We start from the raw sequence: 18,606 nt of genomic DNA, 5'->3' as shown, positions 1-18,606 counted from the left end.
CGACACCGGGTCCCGTACGGTGACGTGCCCTGGGGCGGCCCGGCGAGCCGCCTGGCCTGGGAAGGCTCGGGCGGTGGGTCGCGGCGCCCTCTCTCGCCCGGGTCAGCGGGCCACGGCGCCGCTTTCCCGGGTTTCCGGCAGGTCCAGGCTGTCCCGGAGCCTGGTCGGCTTGAGGAAGAGCGCGGCGACGACACCCACCGCGGCGATCGCGGCGGAGATCAGGAAGATGTGTCCCGTGGCGTCGCCGTACGCCACGCGCACGACGGTCCTCGCGGCTTCGGGCAGCGCCTGGATGTTGAGGGTGCTGCCCCCCGAGCCGGACGGCTGGATGCCCGCCTTCTGGAAGCCCTCGGCGATGCCGGTGGCCACCCTGTTGGCCAGGACCGCGCCCAGGACCGAGACCCCGATCGTGCCGCCCAGCGAGCGGAAGAAGGTGATCGCGCCGCTGGCGGCGCCCAGCTCCCGCAGCGGGACGACGTTCTGGATGACCAGCACCAGGTTCTGCATGGACATGCCGACACCGATGCCGACCAGCAGCATCCCGGCCGACACGAGCAGCAGCGAGGTCTCGTGGTCGATCACGGACAGGCCGAGGAAGCCGACGGTGAGCACGACGGAACCCGCCACGATGTACGGCTTGACGCTGCCGCTCCTGGACACGAGCGCACCGGAGACCGCCGAGGACAGCAGCACGCCGAGCATCAGCGGGATGGTCAGCAGCCCGGCCTCGGTGGGGCTGTAGCCCCGGCCGATCTGGAAGTACTGGCCCAGGAAGACCGATCCGCCGAACATCGCCATGCCCACCGCGAGGCTGGCCAGGATGGCCAGGGCGGGGTCGCGCATGCGGACGATGTGCAGCGGCACGATCGGCTCCTTGACCCGAGACTCCACCCACACCGCGACGGCCAGGATCACGATCCCGCCGCCGACCATGGCCGCGGTCTGCCAGGAGATCCAGTCGAAGGAGTTGCCGACGAAGGTGATCCAGATGAGCAGGACGCTCACGCCCGCGGCGATCAGTGTGGCGCCCGCGTAGTCGACCTTGGTGTCCGGCTGCCGGACCGTGACCACGTGGAGCGTCTTGTGCAGCAGGAGGAAGGCGACGGCCGTGAACGGCACGGCGATGAAGAAGCACCAGCGCCAGCCCAGCCACGAGGTGTCGGCGATCAGGCCGCCGAGGAGCGGGCCCGCCACGGTGGCCACGGCCATCACGGCGCCGAGGTAGCCGTTGTAGCGTCCCCGCTCCTTGGGGCTGATCATCGCGGCGATGACGACCTGGACCAGGACCTGCAGGGCTCCCATGCCGAGGCCCTGGATGGCGCGGAAGGCGATGAGCTGGCCGGTGTTCTGCGCGAATCCGCAGGCCAGCGAGCTGAGCATGAAAATGACGATGGAGATCTGGATGAGCAGTTTCTTGCTGAACAGGTCGGCCAGCTTGCCCCAGACCGGGGTGGACGCGGTCGCGGCGAGCAGCGACGCGGTGACCACCCATGTGTACTGGGACTGGGTGCCGTCGAGCGCGCCGATGATCTCCGGCAGCGCCACCGACACGATCGTGGCGCTGATCATCGCCACGAACAGGGCGAGCAGCAGGCCGCTCAGCGCTTCGAGAATCTCGCGATGGCTCATCGGCTCCGCGCCGGGTGGCGCGACCGCTTGTGTGCTCACGCACAACCTCCGAATAAATACCAGCAATTAGGACAGACCGTGACAACATACATGCCCACTGGGCAAGTTTGCGCATTGGGCACACTTAGCCGGGCAGTAGGCTGTTCACGTCATGCAGATCACAGCGGGGTTGCGCGAGCGCAAGAAGGCCGAGACGCGGCAGGCGGTCCACGAGGCCGCCCTACGGCTGACCGCCGAGCACGGCCTGGAGCACGTCACCGTCGAGGCCATCGCCGACGCCGCCAACATCTCGCGGCGGACCTTCTCCAACTACTTCGCCAGCAAGGAGGACGCCCTGCTCTACGGCGACGAGCAGCGCATCCGCCTCCTGGTCGAGCGGATCCGCACCCGCCCCGCCGAGGAGTCGGCCTGGCGGGCACTGCACGGGGCCGTCCGGGACTCCTACGGTGAGGTGGGCGGGCCGGAGAGAGAGTGGGCGATCCGCGCCAGGCTCGCCAAGAGGCACCCCTCACTCCTGGCCAGGCAACTGGCCAGCCACGCCAACCTCGAACGCGAGCTCGCCCAGGTCATCGCCGAACGCGGCGACTGCGGCGACGACGGCGACGACGGCGACGACGGCGCTGCCACACGCCCCCGGGTGATGGCCGCGGCCTTCCTGGTCGCGATGCGCATCGCCACGCACATGTGGACCGACGAGCAGGAGTCCCGTCCCCTGGTCGAGATCATGGACGACGTCCTCGACGAGATGGCCCGCCCCTTCGACATGGACCCGCCCACCCGGCGGGACGGCTGACACCACCGACACCGCCGATCATGACAATTCGGCTGAACGACCACGGCCGATGCCGGGCACCGCGAGCCGGCCATCCCCCGCGTCCCCTGGACCGGACGCGTCCGGGATCTCCCGGGGGACGAGGTCACGCGAAGATCATCTGGGCGAGGGCGAGTCCGGCGAACACCGCCCCCAGAGCGGCGACGATCGAGGCGACGACGTTGGCCGCGGCGAAGAGGAGCGCGCCGCTCTCGGCCAGCCGCAGCGTCTCGTAGGAGAACGTCGAGTACGTGGTCAATGCCCCGCAGAAACCGGTGCCGAGCAGCAGGTACACGCCGGTGCCCACCGCCCCCGACAGCGCCGCCCCGGTCAGGGCGCCCAGGATCAGCGAGCCGATCACGTTGACGGCGAGGGTGCCCCAGGGGAAGACCGTGTCATGGCGGGCCTGCACTGCCCGGTCGGTCAGATAGCGCAGCGGCGCCCCGACGGCACCGCCGAGCAGCACCGCGAGCCAGCCCTGCGGCCCGCTCACGTCGGCGACCCGCCCCGGTGAACGACCTCGACCTCGTCCAGGATGGCCAGCCCTTCGGCGGGGAGGTCGTCCAGCCGCGGCAGGAAGGCGCGGATCCGCTCCTCGGTGTCGATGATCGTGACAACCACCGGCAGGTGGTCGGCCATCGACAGCAGACGGGTGGTGTGCACCGTCGAGGTGGCGCCGAAGCCCTCGACGCCACGGAAGACGGACGCCCCGGCCAGCCCCGCGGCGTGGGCGCGGTGCACGATCTCGGTGTACAGGGGTCGGTGGCGCCAGGTGTCGGTGTCGTCGACGAAGACCGTCAACCTCAGTGCCCGTCCGGCTGGAATCATCGCGCTCTCCTCCCCGTTCTCGCCCTTCTCGCCGTTCTCCTCGTTCTCGCCAGGAACCCGCGGGTGGTCCACGTGCCGGCCGTCACCGCGGCCAGGGCCGCCACGACCGTCGCCGCCAGATAGCCGAGCGCCAGGCCGATCCGGCCACCGGAGACCAGGCGCTCGATGTCCAGGCAGTAGGTGGAGAAGGTGGTGAAGCCGCCCAGCACGCCGGTGGCCAGGAACGGCCGCATCCAGGCCGGCGCCGTCCACGCCTCGGTGAGCGCGACCAGGAGGACCCCGATCAGCAGGCAACCTGCCACGTTCACCCCCAGCGTGGTCCACGGGAAGGACCCGGCCCCGGTCGGCCACAGCAGGGCGGCGCCGTAGCGGGCACCCGTACCGATCGCGCCACCGGCGGCGATCACCGCCAGGACGGCGTGGTGCGAACGACGCGGCGTGCCACGCCCGCGCGCGGCGGGCGGATCGGCGTCGAGATCGATGTCGGGGTCGACGGGCTCGGTCGCCACCGTGAACCTCACCTGGTCCGGACGCATGCCTCTCCCTACACGTGGTGGACGCCCGGCCTGGCTGCGCGGGCACGACCTGTCACGGGTAGGGACCGTTGGCGGCAGCGGGTGCCGCGGTTGGGAGCGGCGGGCCCCACCGCCGCGGAATCCCGATATCGGTGGGATCCTCGCCTCTCAGCCTAGCGCGGCCGTTTCACGATCACCCGTACGCCCACTCTCCGAGGCCCGTGGTCGCGGGACTCGAATATCGCCGGGAGCCCCACCGGCCCCGCCCCCGGTTCCGAAGATCCGATGCAGGCGCCCAGGCCGGACCGTCGCCCTTGGGATCGACCTAGAGTGAGGGCATGGATCCGAAGCCGCAGGTGAGCACGGTCGGTCTGGTGCTTCATCCGACCAAGCAGGTGGACCGGTCGATCAACACGATCGTCGAGACCTCCCGGCGCCGCGCTTCTCGACTGCTCGCCCGCGAAATCGACCGGGACCGCGTACCGGCCGAGGTCGAGGTCGTCCCCGAGGCTCGGTTCGTGGCCGAAGCGGACGGTCTCATCGCCCTGGGCGGCGACGGCACGATTCTGGGGGCGATGCGGCTGATGATCGGCCGGCCCGTACCCGTGCTCGGAGTCAACCACGGCAACCTGGGTTTCCTCGCCGAGGTTCACCCGACTCAGCTGCCCTCGGCGCTGGCGCGGCTGACGGCCGGCGACTTCACCATCGAGCAGTACGCGGCCCTGCGGGTGGACGCCGACAAGACGCGGCTGGCGACCAGGTCCGGCTTCAACGACCTGGTGCTGGGCCGGTCGTCCCGCGCCGGGGCCGTCTCCCTCGATCTGGCCGTCAACGGTCTCCAATACGGCTACTACCGGGCCGACGCCGTGGTCGTCTCGACCCCCACCGGTTCCACCGCCTACAACTACGCGGCCGGCGGCCCGATCCTGTCTCCGTCGTCCAGCGCTCTGGTCATCACCCCGGTCGCCCCCATGTCCGGCATCAGCCGGCCGGTCGTGCTGGGCGCGGCCGATCACGTCCGGCTCACCGTGGCGGCCGACAGCGCGCCCGTCACCGCCGACATCGACGGAACCCCGGCCGGCGAACTCGGGCACGGCGAGGGGGTGAGCGTCACCCTGCGCGCCGAGGCCGGGCAGGTGGTGAGGCTCTCCGCGGGCGAACACACCAACCGCAGCCGGGTCAAGCTCAGCCTGCTCGACCTGCCCCTGCGCCCGGATCAGCTGTTGGAACTGATTCCCCCCGAGCTGCGCCGCAGGGCCGAGGTCGCAACCGACGGCCGTCAGGCCACCGCACCACCCGACGACCCGACACCCTCTGCTTGACCGCCGAACGGCCCGGTCCACCACCAACCGGCCATGCGGCGAGCCGGTAGCGGACTCATCGATGTGCGCGGGCGCGTACAGAGCCAAGGGGGCGGCGGCCGCGACGGCCGCGATGTGGGCCCACCACACGTCGATACGCTGGGTGATCGGTCCGCGCTGGCGTCGAGCCCGGCCGGCCACGACAGGCTGACCTGACAGCGCACTACCGGAGGGTGCCGCCGACGGGGTGGAACCGGATGTCGTGGCCGCCGGCGTCCGGGGCCGCGAAGCGCAGCAGGCGGGCGCCCTCCTCGGTCACGGCGGCCTCGTCCGCCCCGGACAGAGGTTCGAAGAGCCTGATCACCAGCGTCGCCGTGCCCCTGTCCCGTTTGACGCTCCAGAGCCCGTGGACGAAACCGTCGACGGTCACCGCCGCCTCGACGATGACGTGCCCGCGCCGGTCGTCGGACACCAGGCGGGTCCGATCGGCGTGGGCGAGCACCACGTTGTCGAGCGCGGCCAGGAAGCGGACGGGAGCCGGAACGCCGGGGTCCGGGCGCGGAGCCTCGGGGAGGTCGAACAGTTCCCGCCCGTCCTCGTTCCTGAACACCCGCAACCGGGGCCTGAGCGGTTCGACCACCTCGTTCAGCCGGGTCATGCCGCTCCACGCCTGGATGTCCCTGACCGTAGCCGGGCCGAAGGCGGCGAGATATCGCACGATCAGTTCCCGCGCCGAGGGCTCGACGGCCAGGGGCCGGTCGAGCCAGTGCTCGGCGAGCGTGAAGGGAGTCGTGCCTCGCCGTCCCCAGGTTCCGTCGGGCGGCGGGTGCACCACCGGCAACAGGCCCTGCGCCGACCTGGCCAGCGCGGCGGGGTCGCGTCCAGGCCACCGTTCGGCCAGCGCCCTGCCGAGTTCGGGCCTGGTCAGCGTGTCCCGGCCGAGGATCGCCCGCGCGGCGGCGGCCAGTTCCCCGAGGTCCAGCCCGGCGGTGAACCTGCCGAACGCGCCCTTCTGCCAGCGATCCAGCATGGGCTGCAGCAGTGGCCGGAGCCACAGGTAGTCCTCGGCGGTGACCAGGTGCTGGGTTCCCCGGAACAGCGTCGCGCGCACCACCTCCCGCCGGTACAGCGACCGGGTCAGATCATCGATCCCGAAGGCGTCGATCCGGCTCCACAGCCCGACGTACGGCGGGTCGGGGTCCTGGGCCTGCAGGCCGACGAGGCGTTCGATCACGGTGAGTGCGGGCACGTCCGCCCGGCGCAGCAGCAGTTGCCGCTCCAGGGTGGCCCGGTTGAGGCTTCGCCGGGTGAGGGTTTCCACGGTGTCCTTCCATCCGTTCACGCGCGATCGTCTGCTCACGACAGTGCCCGCCGGTATCCACGGCGCACGACGCGGATACCGGCGGGCGGGCCGGCCGGTGGGCGCGTTGGAGGACGCACCCGACGGCCGGTCCGGGGCTTCCTGTCCGGTTGTCCGGCCCGGCTCCGCTCTCAGGCGGTCCGGTCCGGTTCGGTGCCGTCGTCAGCCTCCGAAGGCTGCGGCGTTCTCCCGTACCCAGTCGGCGAAGGTCCTGGCCGGTTTTCCGGTGACCTTCTCCACGGTGGGGAGCACGGTGTAGCCCGCCTCGGGCGGGTTGGTCCGCATGGTCAGGAAGAACTCGACGTCCTCGTCGGAGTAACCGGTCCGGCGCCACTCCTCGACGATCTCGTCCCTGGTGAGCTCGATGTAGCGCACCTCGCGGCCGAGAACGGTGCCGATCGTGCGCACCTTCTCCGGCGGGGTCAGCGCCTGCGGCCCGGTCAGCCAGTACTCCTGACCGGCGTGGCCGTCGGTGGTCAGCGCGGTCGCGGCGACCGAGGCGATGTCCGCGTCGTGGATCATCGCGCTCCTGGCGTCGGCGAACGCCTCGCGGACGACGCCCTCGTTCTTCACCGAATCCGCCCACTCCAGGGCGTTGGACATGAACTCCACCGGCGACAGGTGGGTCCACTCCAGGCCACCGGACTCGACGGCCTCCTCCAGCGGGCTCTTCGTCACGTCTCCTTTGAGCACCGTCACCTTGCGCACCCCGGCCTTCCTCGCCAGGTCCACGATCTCCGCGCCGTTGGTCAGCGGCGCGAAGTCCTCCCCGCTGAAGCTGATCAGGTGCACGGCGTCGACACCGGAGAAGGCCGCGGACAGGCTCGCGGTCTCGGCCAGGTTGCCCGCCACCACCTCGGCGCCGGCGGGGAGGTTCGCCTTCGCGGGATTGCGGGTGAGCGCGCGGACCCGGTGTCCCCCGGCCAGCAGTTGCTCGACGAGCGGGCGTCCGACGTTGCCGGTGGCACCGGACACGAGAACGGTCATGGGGTTTTCTGTCATGGCGCAGACGCTAGAAGTATTCGCGGTCAGCTCTTGTCCGCGATAGATGGAAAAATCGTCTTATGTTGGAAACTTCGGCTCGGCTGCTCCGCCTGCTGGGGTTGCTGCAGGCCCATCGGGACTGGTCGGGCGCCGAACTGGCCGGACGGCTGAAGGTGAGCCCGCGGACCGTGCGCCGCGATGTCGACAAGCTGCGGCTCCTGGGGTACCCGATCAACGCGACCGGCGGGGTCGGCGGCGGCTACCGGCTGGCCGCGGGCGCCTCGCTCCCCCCGCTGCTGCTTGACGACGAGGAGGCGGTCGCGGTGGCGGTCGGGCTGCGGACGGCGGCCACCGGCGGGGTCACGGGCATCGCGGAGACCTCCGTCCGGGCACTGGCCAAGCTCGACCAGGTGCTGCCCTCCCGGCTGCGCTACCAGATCAACACGCTCAGCTCGGCACTGGTGACCATGCCGTCGACCGGCCCCACGGTCGATCCGTCGACCCTGACCACGATCGCCTCGGCGGTGCGCGACCACCAGCGGCTGCGGTTCGGCTACGTCTCGCATGACGGCTCGGAGAGCGTACGGGACGTGGAGCCCTACCGGCTGGTCAGCGGCGGGCGGCGGTGGTACCTCTTCGCTTGGGACACCGGGAGGTCGGACTGGCGGAAGTTCCGTGTCGACAGGCTGTCCCCGCGTGTCCCCACCGGGCCGCGGTTCACCCCGAGACCACTCCCCGCCGACGACCTGGCCGGGTATTTCGCCATGGACATGACCACGGACCGCCACCGCTACCGGGCGGTGCTCACCATGCACGGCTCGGCCGACGCGGTGGCCGAGGAGGTTCCGCCCAGCATCGGCGTGGTGGAGCCCGTCGACGACGACACCTGCGTGCTGCGCATCGGCTCCGACAGCCTCGACCATCTCGCAGTCTGGGTGGCCGCGTTCGGCTTCGAGTTCGAGGTCCGGGAGCCGCCCGAGTTGGTGGAGCACCTCCGGACGCTGACCGCCCGCATGCATCGGGCCGCGTGGCGGGATCGAGCCGGGACGGCACCGGCACCGGCACCGGCACCGGCACCGGCACCGGCACCGAACAGGCTCGACGCCACGGAGTGACCGGGGAGAGCGGGATCCGCCGTCGGTCTCACCTCACCGGAAACCCGCGGTGCGAGCCCTCACCGCGACGTCCGCGCAATTACTATTTGTAAACTTTCCTATTGACAAGCTTCCTGGCCGCGTGTTTGATCCGAGTTAATTTAAGAGGTGAAGTAGCAGGGGAGAATCCCCACCACCAAGGTGGGGAGGACGTCAATTCAACGTCAACCCGGGGGTGGTGGCGGCCCGCGCGTTCGAGGTGCCGAACACGCCGGGGGTCCGCTTCCACAACATGGTGACGGTCTCGCTCGGCGGCGTCGGCACGATCCGCAACATCATCAACACGACGGGCGGCCCGTCCAACTCGGGCACCAACGTGGCCAACCTGGTCAACTACCCCTGATCGAAATGAGGTGGAGACGGAAAACGAGCCCCTCCCCGGGCGGGGAGAGGCTCGTCGACGATCAACGACTACAGCGTGCCGGGGCCGTAGTAGCCGCCCAGCTTGTCGCGGTAGTCGGGCTCCTTGTAGGTCGCCTCGTCGAACTCCGGCGCATCCTTGATCTCCTGCTTGGTACGCGAGACGTAGATCTTGCGCTCCTGCGGATCGATCTGATGCACGGTGCCGGCCGGCAGCACCACCTTCTTGCCGAAAATCCAGAAACCGGTGTCGACGACGATGTAGCTGTCACCCACCGCGTTGCTCTCCTCGTCCACCGAGCCGATCTTGCCGTCGGTGGCCTCCACGTCGAACCCCACGAGGTCCAGCGTCTGCTCGCCGCTGTAGGCCTCGGGACGGTAGCTCCACACGTTCTCCGTCATGGCGTTTCTCCTCGTCAGTGAAGGTAGGACACCCGCCTTCTACCCGCCGCGCCCGTGCTAAACAGGCCGTGGGGGATCGGGAGCCGTGCCAAGGGGAGCCGTTGTCCTTCCCGGCGAGGTCGAAGCCCGAATCCGCCACCGCCGACGATCACCGTGATCATCTCGCGGCGAAGTACTCCGCCACGATCCGGGTGTGCAGCGGGAAGGCCGGCTCTCGCGGCCCGTCGATCAGCAGCCACTCCGTCGTCTCGTCCGTCGGCACGACCGGCGGGAGGTCCGCCGCGCCGGTCCGCGGCCCCAGGGCGAAGACCAGCACGGTGCCGTCGCCTCCAGCGGGGATCGGCGTCAAGGCGCCGCCCGGCGCGACGTCCTCTTCGCGCGGAGGGCAGACTTTCCCACGTGAAGCGAATCCTCATCATCGGTATCGGCGCGGGAAACCCCGACCACCTCACCCTTCAGGCGGTCAAAGCCATCGCGGCGGCCGACGTGTTCTTCATCCTCGACAAGGGAGAGGCCAAGCACGACCTCGTCCAGCTCCGGCAGGATCTCGTCGACGCGCACGCCCGCGCCCCGTACCGGCTGGTCGAGGCCCGCGACCCCGACCGCGACCGGACCACCCCCGCCTACGCGGGCGCGGTGGAGGACTGGCGGTCGCGCCGGGCCGACATCTACGAGCGGCTCGTCCGCGACGAGCTCGGCGACGACGAGACCGGCGCGTTCCTCGTCTGGGGCGACCCCTCCCTCTACGACAGCACGCTGGCCATCGTGGAGGAGGTCCTCGGCCGGGGCACGGTCCGGTTCGAATACGACGTCGTACCCGGTATCAGCAGCGTGTCCGCGCTGGCCGCCCGGCACCGCACCAGCCTGACCCAGGTCGCGCGGCCCCTGCACATCACCACGGGCCGCCGCCTGTCCGAGGAGGGCCCCGGCGAATCCGACGACATCGTCGTCATGCTCGACGCCCGCCACGCCTTCGCCTCCCTGCCCGACACCGCCGGCTTCGAGATCTACTGGGGCGCCTACCTCGGCACCCCCGACGAGATCCTGGTGGCCGGGCCGGTAGAGGAGGTCGCCGGCCGGATCCGCGACGTCCGCGCCGAGGCCAGGGAGCGCAAGGGCTGGATCATGGACACCTACCTGCTGAGGCGGGTGCCCCACGCGGAGCGTCCCGAGTCTCCCTCCTGACGGGAGCTCCCGGTGTGCCGGGCTCTCGGCGCGGTCGCCGGACCGGCGCCCGGCGTTCCGGCACGGGATGTCGACGGCCCCGACGGTGACCGGGCCGGGGCGTTCCCGCCCACGCCCCGCGGGTGGGCACGTCAGCGGCGAGAACCGCACGCCCCAGGCCGACATCACGTGGGCGGAACGCGGACACACCGCGAACGCGGCCGTCATCGGGGCGAGCAGCACAAAAGGGCCGGACGGGTCCTCCGCCGCGCCCGCTCGGCGTGGCGGGAAGCCCCTCGCCGACGAGGGGGAGGAGAGTCACAATGTGTTCGTACGGGGGATCGGCTCGGGGTAGTGTTGCCCTCCAGCAATGGACGTGATCGAGGAGGTGAGACCCATTACCGCTGTGTCAGGTCGGGTGCTCCCATCTCACGGCCGCGCGGTCCTTCCGACGTAGGTGACCGAGGGAGCCCCATCGGCATTCCGAAAGGCTCCAATGTCGGCTTCATCGTCATTTCTCCCCCAACCCGTCATCGTCACCAGGCTTCGGGCCGCCGGTTGTGTCTTCGCCGAGGACGAGGCGCGACTGCTCATCGCCACGGCGCGGACGCCGTCCGACCTCGCCGCCATGGTGGACCGGCGGATCGCCGGTCTGCCCCTCGAACACGTTCTCGGCTGGGCGGAGTTCTGCGGGCTGCGGATAGCCGTGGACACCGGGGTCTTCGTTCCCCGCCGCCGCACCGAGTTCCTCGTCCACCAGGCCGTCGCCCTCGCCCACCGGACCGCCGGGCCCGACGATCGCCCCGCCCCCCTCCCCCGTCCGGCCGCCGTTCCCGTCGGCCCCTCCGTCCCCTCTGCTCCCTCCGTCCCCTCCGCTCCTTTCGTTTCCTCCGGCCCCTCGGGTCCCGGAGACCTCGCCGTTCCCGCCGGTCAGGCCCTCCGGCCGCGGATCGTCGTCGATCTGTGCTGCGGTTCCGGCGCGGTGGGCGCCGCGCTGGTCGCGGCCCTGGACCGGGTCGAGCTGCACGCCGTCGACATCGACCCCGCCGCGGTGCGCTGCGCCCGGCGCAACGTCGCCGGCGGCCGGGTGTACGAGGGCGATCTCTACGAGCCGCTGCCCACCACGCTGCGGGGCCGCGTCGACATCCTGACCGCCAACGCGCCCTACGTGCCCACGGGGGCGATCGGGCTGCTGCCCCCGGAGGCCCGCGTGCACGAACCGCGGGTGGCGCTCGACGGCGGCGCGGACGGGCTGGAGATCCAGCGCCGGGTGACCGCGGCGGCGGCCCTGTGGCTGGCACCGGGCGGCCACCTGCTGATCGAGACGAGCGAGCGCCAGGCGCCACAGACCGCCGAGGCCTTCGCCCGCAACGGCCTGATCCCGCGGGTGGTCGTTTCCGAGGAGCTGGACGCCACCGTCGTCGTCGGGACCATGCCCGCCCCCCATCCGCCGCGCGGTCCCGCCCGCGATCAGGAGATCGGCGGGGTCGGGTAGGCTTCGCTGGTGAAAATGCTGTTCACAGCCATGTCCCGGCGGCTGTGAACGGCACGGCCGCCCCGTTCAGGAGATCCAGCGCATTGTCCGAGAGCCGCGAGCACGCAGCCCCCTCAGCGGAGGGGGATCGCACCGATCTGCGAGCCGACTGTGAGAGCTGCTTCGCGCTGTGCTGTGTCGTGCCCGCCTTCTCGGCCTCGTCGGACTTCGCGATCGACAAGAAGGCCGGGCAGGCCTGTCCCAACCTGCGGACGGACTTCCGCTGCGGCATCCACACACGCCTCAGGGAGAAGGGCTTCCGGGGCTGCACCGTCTACGACTGCTTCGGCGCCGGGCAGAAGGTCTCCCAGGTCACCTTCGGCGGGCAGGACTGGCGGCGGGCGCCGCGGACCGCGAAGCGGATGTTCGAGGTGTTCCCGATCATGCGGGACCTCCACGAGCTGCTCTGGTACCTGACCGAGGCGCTGACGCTGCGACCGGCCCTGCCCATCCACGGTGAGCTCGGCCTCGCGCTGGAGGAGACCGAACGCCTCACCCGCGACAGCCCCGACGCTCTCGTACGGCTGGACGTGGCGGCACACCGGCGGGAGGTCAACGCCCTGCTGCTGCGTGCGAGCGAGCTCGTGCGCGCCGGAGCCGGGCGTGGGAGGAAGGACCGCAGGGGCGCCGACCTCATCGGGGCCAAGCTCAGGGGCGCAGACCTGCGGGGCGCCAACCTGCGGGGGGCCTACCTCATCGGGGCCGACCTCACCGGCGCCGACCTGAGGACGGCCGACCTCATCGGGGCCGACCTCAGGGGTGCCGACCTCTCGGGCGCCGACCTCACCGGGAGCATCTTCCTGATCCAGTCCCAGCTGGACGCGGCGAAAGGCGACGCCAGGACCGCGCTGCCGCCCTCGCTCACCCGACCGGCCCACTGGTAGTCCCCCCGTACTCACCCACCCGGCTTGACCCCCCGGCGGCCACCGCTCACCCGACCGGCTCACCGGTGGCCGCCCGTACTCTCCCGCCCGGCTCGTCGGCGGCGCGCCCGCCGCTCCCGGGGAACCACCAGTTGCGGTCGCCGAGCAACTCCATCGCCGACGGCACCAGGACCAGGCGGACCACGGTGGCATCGATGAGGACGGCGACCGCCAGGCCGACACCCAGGATCCGGAGCGGCCGGTCGTCGAACGTGCCGAACGCGGCGAACACGCAGAACATGATCGCGGCGGCCGCGGTGATCACGCGTGCCGTCGCCGCCAGGCCCTCGGTGACCGCGCGGCTGTTGTCACGGGTGCGGGCGTACTCCTCCTGGATCCTGGAGAGCAGGAACACCTCGTAGTCCATGGTCAGCCCGAACGTCACCACGAACAGCATCATCGGCACCCACGCGTCGATCGGCCCGCCGGTGCCGAGGCCGAGCACGTCCCACTGGAAGATCGCGACGACCGCGCCGTAGGAGGCGCCGATCGACAGCAGGTTCACCACGATGGCCTTCAGCGGCACGACCAGACTGCGGAAGACCGGCACCAGCAGCGCGAACGAGGCGAGCAACACCGCGCCGACCATCCAGGGCAGCCGGTCGAAGGAGTGCTCGGCGAAGTCGATGCCCGCCGCCGTACCGCCGGTGACCAGGACGGGGCCGGGCAGCGCGGCGCGCAGCGCGTGGATCAGGTCGGTGGTGGCCTCATCCTGCGGGCCCGTCTCCGGCACGACCAGGGCGGTCCGCTCGTCCAGCGCGGTCACCCCGGCCACGCCCGGTGTGCTCGCGGCCTGGGCGACCGCCTGGCCCAGGGGCTCGGCGGAGACCAGTACGAGCGGGCCCGCCGTACCGGGGCCGAAGCCGCCGGCGAGCAGTTCGTGGGCACGGCGGGTGGTGTCGGAGACCGGCCGGTTGCCCGCGTCCGACCAGCCGAAGCGCAGGCTCGCCGCGGGCAGCGCGAGCCCGAGGAGCAGTCCGAGCGCGAGAACGCCGGCCACGAGGGGACGGCGCTGCACGCCCCTGCTCCACCGGCGGGCCGACGAGTCGGCGGGCCCGCGGCGGTGCGGCAGGGAGAGGCGGTCGACACGGGTGCCGAGGAGGCCGAGCAGCGCGGGCAGCAGAGTGAGGGCGGTGAGCATCACCATGAGCACGCCGCACCCGGCGGCCAGTGCGATGCCGCCGCCCAGCGAGGGACCGAGAATCAGGATGCCCGCGCCGGTGATGATCACCGTGATCCCGGCGAACAGCACCGACCTGCCCGCGGTGGTCATCGCCCGCACCACGGCGTCCTCGACGGTGAGGCCCTCCCCCAGCGAGGTGCGGAAGCGGGTGACGACGAGCAGCGCGTAGTCGATGCCCACGCCGAGGCCGAGCATGATGGTCACGTACACGGCGAATCCCGGCGTGGGGACGACGTTCCCCAGCAGCGAGAGCAGGGAGACGGCGCAGACCACCCCGGTCACGCCCGTCAGCAGCGGCAGCGCCGTCGCGATCAGCGACCTGAACGCGACGAGCAGGATCACCGCGGCGGCCAGTAACCCGATGCCCTCGGTGAGACCGCCGGGGGTGAAGCCGGCGAAGTCGTCACCGGACAGCTCAACCGTGAGGACGGGAGTTCCCGGGGTGCCGGAGGCGGTGGGAGGACGGAAGCTGTCGCGCACCTCCTTGAGCTTCGTGGCGCCTTCCTGATCGGTGTGGCTGATCGGGACGGTGGCGACGGTGCCGTCCGCGGACACCTGCTCGTAGGGGGCCTCCGACGGCGGCCGGGATCGCGAGCCCTCTGCCGGTGTCCGGGCGGCGACCGTCACGCCGGGAACGGTGTTCATACGGGCGATCAGGGCGGTGACCGCCCGCCGCGCCTCGGGGGCGCGCACGCCCGCCGGCGCGGACACCACGAGCCTGCCCTGGGGCTCGGCGGGGCGGTCGCCGAGCAGGTCGGCGGCCCGCCGGCTCTCCGAGCCCGGCAGCGTGAAGTCGTCGGTCGTGGCGCCGGGCGCGCGGGCGGCGCCCACGACGAGGGCGGCGGCCAGGGCCAGCCAGGCGAGCAGTACCAGCCATCCGTGGCGGGCACAGAAGCGGGCCGGGGAGTTGAGGGATGTCATGGGTCCCGACGCTAGGAACGGGCACCGCCCGCGGTCGTCCACCCGGCGCGGGCGGCGCCCTACCGCACCTGCGGTAAGGCGCGGGGAGCCGGCGGGTCCGCTCATGGAACCGCGCCGCCGCCTTGGCCTGCCGACGCCTTACCCATGCCGTCCCGGCCTACCGACGCGGCTTACCGACGCCGTGGCTTACCGCTGCCTCGGCAGGCCGGGACGGACCAGGCCGCTCTCGTAACCCAGAACGACGAGTTGCGCCCTGTCGTGCACGGCCAGCTTCGCCATCATTCGGTTGACGTGTGTCTTCACCGTGGCGGGACTCATGTGCAGGTGCTCGGCGATCTGGAGGTTACTCAGCCCCTCGGCGACCCCGGCCAGCACCTCGCGCTCGCGATCGGTCAGCGGCGCCAGCCTGGCCCGGCCGGGCGCGGGGTCGGGTCTGGCCGAGAACTCCTCGATGAGCCGCCGGGTGACGCCCGGCGACAGCAGCGCGTCGCCCCTGGCGGCGACGCGTACGGCGTGGCGCAGTTCGGCCGGTTCGGCGTCCTTGACCAGGAAGCCGCTGGCCCCCGAGCGGAGCGCCTCGTAGACGTACTCGTCGAGGTCGAAGGTGGTGACCACGACCACCTTGGCGCCGCCCGCCGCCACGATCCTGCGGGTGGCCTCCAGGCCGTCGATCTCCGGCATGCGAATGTCCATCAGCACGACGTCTGGGCGGAGTTCGGCGGCCAGCCGCACGGCTTCGCGGCCGTTGGCGGCCTCACCGAGCACGGTGAGGTCCTCCTCCGCGTCGAGCAGGGCGCGCAGGCCGGCGCGGACCAGTGGCTGGTCGTCGGCGAGCAGGACGGTGATCATCCCGGGAGCCACGCCGCGACCTGGAAACCGCCCTCCGGCCGGTCTCCGACGACGAGCCTCCCGCCGACCGCGGCCACCCGCTCCGCCATCCCCGCCAGCCCGTGCCCCCCGCGGATCCCGTCACCACCGACCCGCTCGTACCCGGCCTCGTACCCGGCGCGAATCCCGTCACCACCGGCCGGCCCGTACCCGGCGCCCGTCGCGCGCGGGCCGCCCGGCCGGGGCGTGCCGCTCCCCTGGCCGTCGTCGTCCACCTGGATGGTCACGCCGCCGGTCTCGAAACTCAACCGGACCCGCGCCGTGCTCGCCTTCGCGTGACGCATGGTGTTGGTGAGCGCCTCCTGCACGATCCGGTACGCGGTCAGGTCCACCGCGGGGGCCAGCGCCCGCCGCTCCCCCGCGACCTCGAACTCTACCGGCAGGCCCGCGGCGGCGACCAGCTCCTCCAGCTGCCCGGCGCCCGGCATCGGCCACCTTCCCTCGGGCCCGTCCTCGCGCAGGACGCCGAGGACGCCCTTCATCTCCGCCAGGGCCTCGCGGCTGGCCGTACGGATCACCGACAGCGCCTCCCTGGCCGCCTCGGGGCCGCCGGAGCGGTCGATCGCCTCCGCGGCGACGGCGGCGTGCAGCGCGATCAGCGACACGGTGTGGGAGGTGACGTCGTGCAGTTCCCTGGCGACCTTGAGCCGCTCCTCCCGCCCCCGCCCGCGCGCCATCTCCTCACGGGTTCGCTCGGCCTCGACCATCCGCCGCTCCACCTCGGTGGCGTGCGCGCGGCGGGCCCTGGACACCTCGGCGAGCTGCCCGACCACCACCGCGATGAGCGCCCACAGCAGCAGGCCGGTGAGATTGTCGAGGGTCCTGTCGACGAGCACGGCGCCCGAGGGGACCGCCACCAGGAAACCCGTACCCGCCCAGCCCAGTGCCCGGCGCCCCGAGGAGATCGTCGCGAACACGGCGATCAGCGCGGGAACCGGCCACAGCGCGTAGGCGTAGCCGAGAGTGAAGACGGCCGCCGCCGAGGCCGCGCAGACGGCCAGGCTGAGCTCGGGCCGCTCGCCCAGCCTGACCAGGCCGAGCACCGTCAGGGCCAGCAGCGTGCAGCCGAGGACGTCGAGCGGCCGGGCGGCGGGCTGGTTGCCGTAGGCCATGACCGAGGAGAACCCGACGACCACGGCCATGGCGGCCACCAGCGCGAACCTGTTCACCCCCGCACAGTAATCCGCCCGGCGGACGGGGACATCCCCCCGTGGCGGTAGCCGCCTACCGCCACGGGTGCACGCGCCCCTCGGACGGTGTGCGCGTCCGGGAACCGGGCCGGAATCCGGCGGTGGGCCCCGGACGGCCGGACCTTCGCGGCCACCCTCGGAACAGCCATGGGGGTTCCCTCACAACGGCGGAGCGGTGGGTCCGGACGGCCGGGCCTTCGCGGCCACCGCCCCCGGGCGGCCTCACGGCCGGGCGGGCAGCTCACCCGGCCGTGAGGCCGCCCGCTCCCGCGCAGGGCGGGTCAGGGCGGAGTACAGGCATGCGGTCGCCACCAGTGACGCGACCCCCGCCAGCGCCATCGCCGCGGAGACCGGTACGAACTCGGCCAGCGTTCCCGTCCCCGAGGCCGCCAGCGCCTGTCCGGCCATCGTGCCGCTGCCCGCCAGCCCGAGCGCCTGCCCCCTGACGCGCTCGGGCACCGCCGCCACGTAACGCTCCTGCGTGCCCAGATGCCCGGCGAACCCGAAGGAGGCCACCGCCACCAGCGCCGTCGCGACCCACGCGCCCGGCGACAGCGCGAAGAAGAGGTACGGCACCGCCATCAGCGTGAACAGCGGCACCGCCAGCCGGACCCGCTGCTCGGGCGTGGTCCACCGGCCGACCGTCAGATCACCCGCGAGCATGCCACCGGCCGCCGCGATGAACAGCGCCCCCGCCGTCCCCGCCGAGCCGCCCGCGTACGGCACGTAGAGCGCCTCCGCCCCGACGACCAGCCCGTTCGGCACCCACTGCACGAGCAGCAGCCCGCGGAGCCGCCGGTCGCCCAGCAGTTCCCCGTTCACCGCCCAGACCTGCCGCCAGGTCTGCCGTCCCGACACCCTCGGCGGCCTGGCCCGCAGTCCCAGCCGCTGCGTGAGCGCCACCAGCGCGCCGAGCGCCGCGGCCGACCACAGTGCCGCGTACGGCCCGGCCACCGCCAGCAGCGTCCCGCCGAGGGCGAATCCGGCGATCTGCGTGGCACCGACCGCGATGTTCAGCGCCGAGCGGCCCAGCACGTAGCCGTTGCCCGGCAGCAGGTCGGCCAGCAGTGCCTGGCGCGCGCCGCTCGCGACGGCGTCGAACAGCCCGCACGTCATGACCAGCGCCAGCATCCCCCACACCGGCAGCACCCCGAGGGCGAGCACCGCGACCGCGACCGCCCTGGCCAGGTCCCACGAAACCAGCAGCGCCCGGGGCGGCAGCCTGTCGGCCAGCCCGCCGAGTGTCAGCGCGCCGACGGCCTGCGGCAGGAAACCCGCGAGGTAGGCCAGCGCGGCCAGGAACGGCGAGCCGGTGTGGGCGTACACCAGCGTGGACAGCGCCAGGCTCTCCATGGTCTTGCCCATGACGCTCGCGGCCTGCGCGGCGAACAGCGTCCTGAACTGGCCGACGGCGAAGATCTCCCGATAGGTGTTCACGCACCGGAGCATGCGGGCAGGC

At 72.1% G+C, this 18,606-nt stretch carries 19 protein-coding genes; 7 read left to right on the top strand and 12 right to left on the bottom strand.

Going from position 1 to position 18,606, the window contains the following annotated elements; translation table 11 throughout:
* Window positions 1–102: 102 nt before the first annotated feature.
* Entirely contained in the window at window positions 103–1,629 is a 1,527-nt protein-coding gene (locus OG587_RS27945; RefSeq protein ID WP_329094039.1) for an MDR family MFS transporter, read from the bottom strand.
* Window positions 1,630–1,780: 151 nt separating this feature from the next.
* Between OG587_RS27945 and OG587_RS27940 the strand changes: the two genes are divergently transcribed.
* A complete protein-coding gene (locus OG587_RS27940) occupies window positions 1,781–2,422 on the top strand; it encodes a TetR family transcriptional regulator (protein ID WP_329080333.1) in 642 nt (213 codons plus the stop codon).
* A gap of 124 nt (window positions 2,423–2,546) precedes the next feature.
* Here OG587_RS27940 and crcB read toward each other — a convergent pair whose 3' ends face one another.
* The 3 genes from crcB to OG587_RS27925 are packed head-to-tail and all read right to left on the bottom strand — an operon-like array spanning window position 2,547 to window position 3,804.
* Entirely contained in the window at window positions 2,547–2,933 is a 387-nt protein-coding gene (gene crcB / locus OG587_RS27935; RefSeq protein WP_329080332.1) for a fluoride efflux transporter CrcB, read from the bottom strand.
* Complete coding sequence (locus OG587_RS27930; protein WP_329080330.1) at window positions 2,930–3,268, bottom strand: DUF190 domain-containing protein; 339 nt, start codon at window positions 3,266–3,268, stop codon at window positions 2,930–2,932. Before OG587_RS27930 ends, crcB begins: the two co-directional genes overlap by 4 nt.
* Window positions 3,265–3,804 carry a fluoride efflux transporter FluC gene (locus OG587_RS27925; protein ID WP_329080327.1) on the bottom strand — a complete coding sequence of 180 codons (540 nt, stop codon included), beginning with the start codon at window positions 3,802–3,804 and terminating at the stop codon, window positions 3,265–3,267. The genes OG587_RS27930 and OG587_RS27925 overlap by 4 nt, the downstream gene beginning before the upstream one ends.
* A 317-nt stretch (window positions 3,805–4,121) precedes the next feature.
* On the opposite strand from OG587_RS27925, the gene OG587_RS27920 reads away from it, so the two are divergent.
* Window positions 4,122–5,105, top strand: a complete 984-nt coding sequence (locus tag OG587_RS27920) for an NAD(+)/NADH kinase (protein ID WP_329080325.1) — start codon at window positions 4,122–4,124, stop codon at window positions 5,103–5,105.
* Window positions 5,106–5,307: 202 nt separating this feature from the next.
* Here the strand turns inward: OG587_RS27920 and OG587_RS27915 are convergent, their stop codons facing one another.
* A complete protein-coding gene (locus OG587_RS27915) occupies window positions 5,308–6,426 on the bottom strand; it encodes a winged helix DNA-binding domain-containing protein (protein ID WP_329080323.1) in 1,119 nt (372 codons plus the stop codon).
* 180 nt (window positions 6,427–6,606) lie between these two features.
* The gene (locus OG587_RS27910; protein WP_329094038.1) at window positions 6,607–7,431 is read right to left on the bottom strand and encodes an SDR family oxidoreductase; all 825 of its coding nucleotides are present in this window, start codon (window positions 7,429–7,431) and stop codon (window positions 6,607–6,609) included.
* Between the two features lie 77 nt (window positions 7,432–7,508).
* Here OG587_RS27910 and OG587_RS27905 point away from each other — a divergent pair, with 77 nt between their 5' ends.
* Both OG587_RS27905 and OG587_RS27900 read left to right on the top strand, forming a co-directional pair.
* On the top strand, window positions 7,509–8,543 hold the full coding sequence (locus OG587_RS27905; RefSeq protein WP_329080321.1) for a helix-turn-helix transcriptional regulator: 1,035 nt from the start codon (window positions 7,509–7,511) through the stop codon (window positions 8,541–8,543).
* A 217-nt stretch (window positions 8,544–8,760) separates the two neighbouring features.
* Entirely contained in the window at window positions 8,761–8,925 is a 165-nt protein-coding gene (locus OG587_RS27900; protein WP_329080319.1) for a hypothetical protein, read from the top strand.
* 68 nt (window positions 8,926–8,993) lie between these two features.
* On the opposite strand, the gene OG587_RS27895 is transcribed toward OG587_RS27900, so the two are convergent.
* The gene (locus tag OG587_RS27895; RefSeq protein WP_329080318.1) at window positions 8,994–9,344 is read right to left on the bottom strand and encodes a PRC-barrel domain-containing protein; all 351 of its coding nucleotides are present in this window, start codon (window positions 9,342–9,344) and stop codon (window positions 8,994–8,996) included.
* A gap of 157 nt (window positions 9,345–9,501) precedes the next feature.
* Complete coding sequence (locus tag OG587_RS27890; protein WP_329080317.1) at window positions 9,502–9,693, bottom strand: hypothetical protein; 192 nt, start codon at window positions 9,691–9,693, stop codon at window positions 9,502–9,504.
* Between the two features lie 50 nt (window positions 9,694–9,743).
* Between OG587_RS27890 and cobF the strand changes: the two genes are divergently transcribed.
* From cobF to OG587_RS27875, 3 genes are all read left to right on the top strand, one after another.
* Window positions 9,744–10,529: a precorrin-6A synthase (deacetylating) gene (cobF, locus tag OG587_RS27885; RefSeq protein WP_329080315.1), complete on the top strand. Its 786-nt coding sequence runs from the start codon at window positions 9,744–9,746 to the stop codon at window positions 10,527–10,529.
* Between the two features lie 475 nt (window positions 10,530–11,004).
* Complete coding sequence (locus tag OG587_RS27880; protein ID WP_329080314.1) at window positions 11,005–12,003, top strand: putative protein N(5)-glutamine methyltransferase; 999 nt, start codon at window positions 11,005–11,007, stop codon at window positions 12,001–12,003.
* Between the two features lie 83 nt (window positions 12,004–12,086).
* Window positions 12,087–12,926, top strand: a complete 840-nt coding sequence (locus OG587_RS27875) for a pentapeptide repeat-containing protein (RefSeq protein WP_329080312.1) — start codon at window positions 12,087–12,089, stop codon at window positions 12,924–12,926.
* Window positions 12,927–12,972: 46 nt separating this feature from the next.
* On the opposite strand, the gene OG587_RS27870 is transcribed toward OG587_RS27875, so the two are convergent.
* The 4 genes from OG587_RS27870 to OG587_RS27855 form a co-directional block, all read right to left on the bottom strand.
* Entirely contained in the window at window positions 12,973–15,069 is a 2,097-nt protein-coding gene (locus OG587_RS27870) for an MMPL family transporter (RefSeq protein WP_329080311.1), read from the bottom strand.
* Window positions 15,070–15,255: 186 nt separating this feature from the next.
* Window positions 15,256–15,918, bottom strand: coding sequence for a response regulator transcription factor (locus OG587_RS27865; protein WP_329094037.1), 663 nt, complete (start codon window positions 15,916–15,918; stop codon window positions 15,256–15,258).
* Entirely contained in the window at window positions 15,915–17,126 is a 1,212-nt protein-coding gene (locus tag OG587_RS27860; protein ID WP_329080309.1) for a sensor histidine kinase, read from the bottom strand. Before OG587_RS27860 ends, OG587_RS27865 begins: the two co-directional genes overlap by 4 nt.
* Window positions 17,127–17,369: 243 nt before the next feature.
* A complete protein-coding gene (locus OG587_RS27855) occupies window positions 17,370–18,584 on the bottom strand; it encodes an MFS transporter (RefSeq protein ID WP_329080307.1) in 1,215 nt (404 codons plus the stop codon).
* Between the last annotated feature and the right edge of the window lie 22 nt (window positions 18,585–18,606).

Origin of the sequence: Streptosporangium sp. NBC_01469, from assembly GCF_036227305.1 — a bacterium.
In the GTDB taxonomy this organism is placed as follows: Bacteria; Actinomycetota; Actinomycetes; order Streptosporangiales; family Streptosporangiaceae; genus Streptosporangium.
Note: the sequence above shows the minus strand (reverse complement) of the source record. Positions and strands in the feature narration are given on the sequence as shown.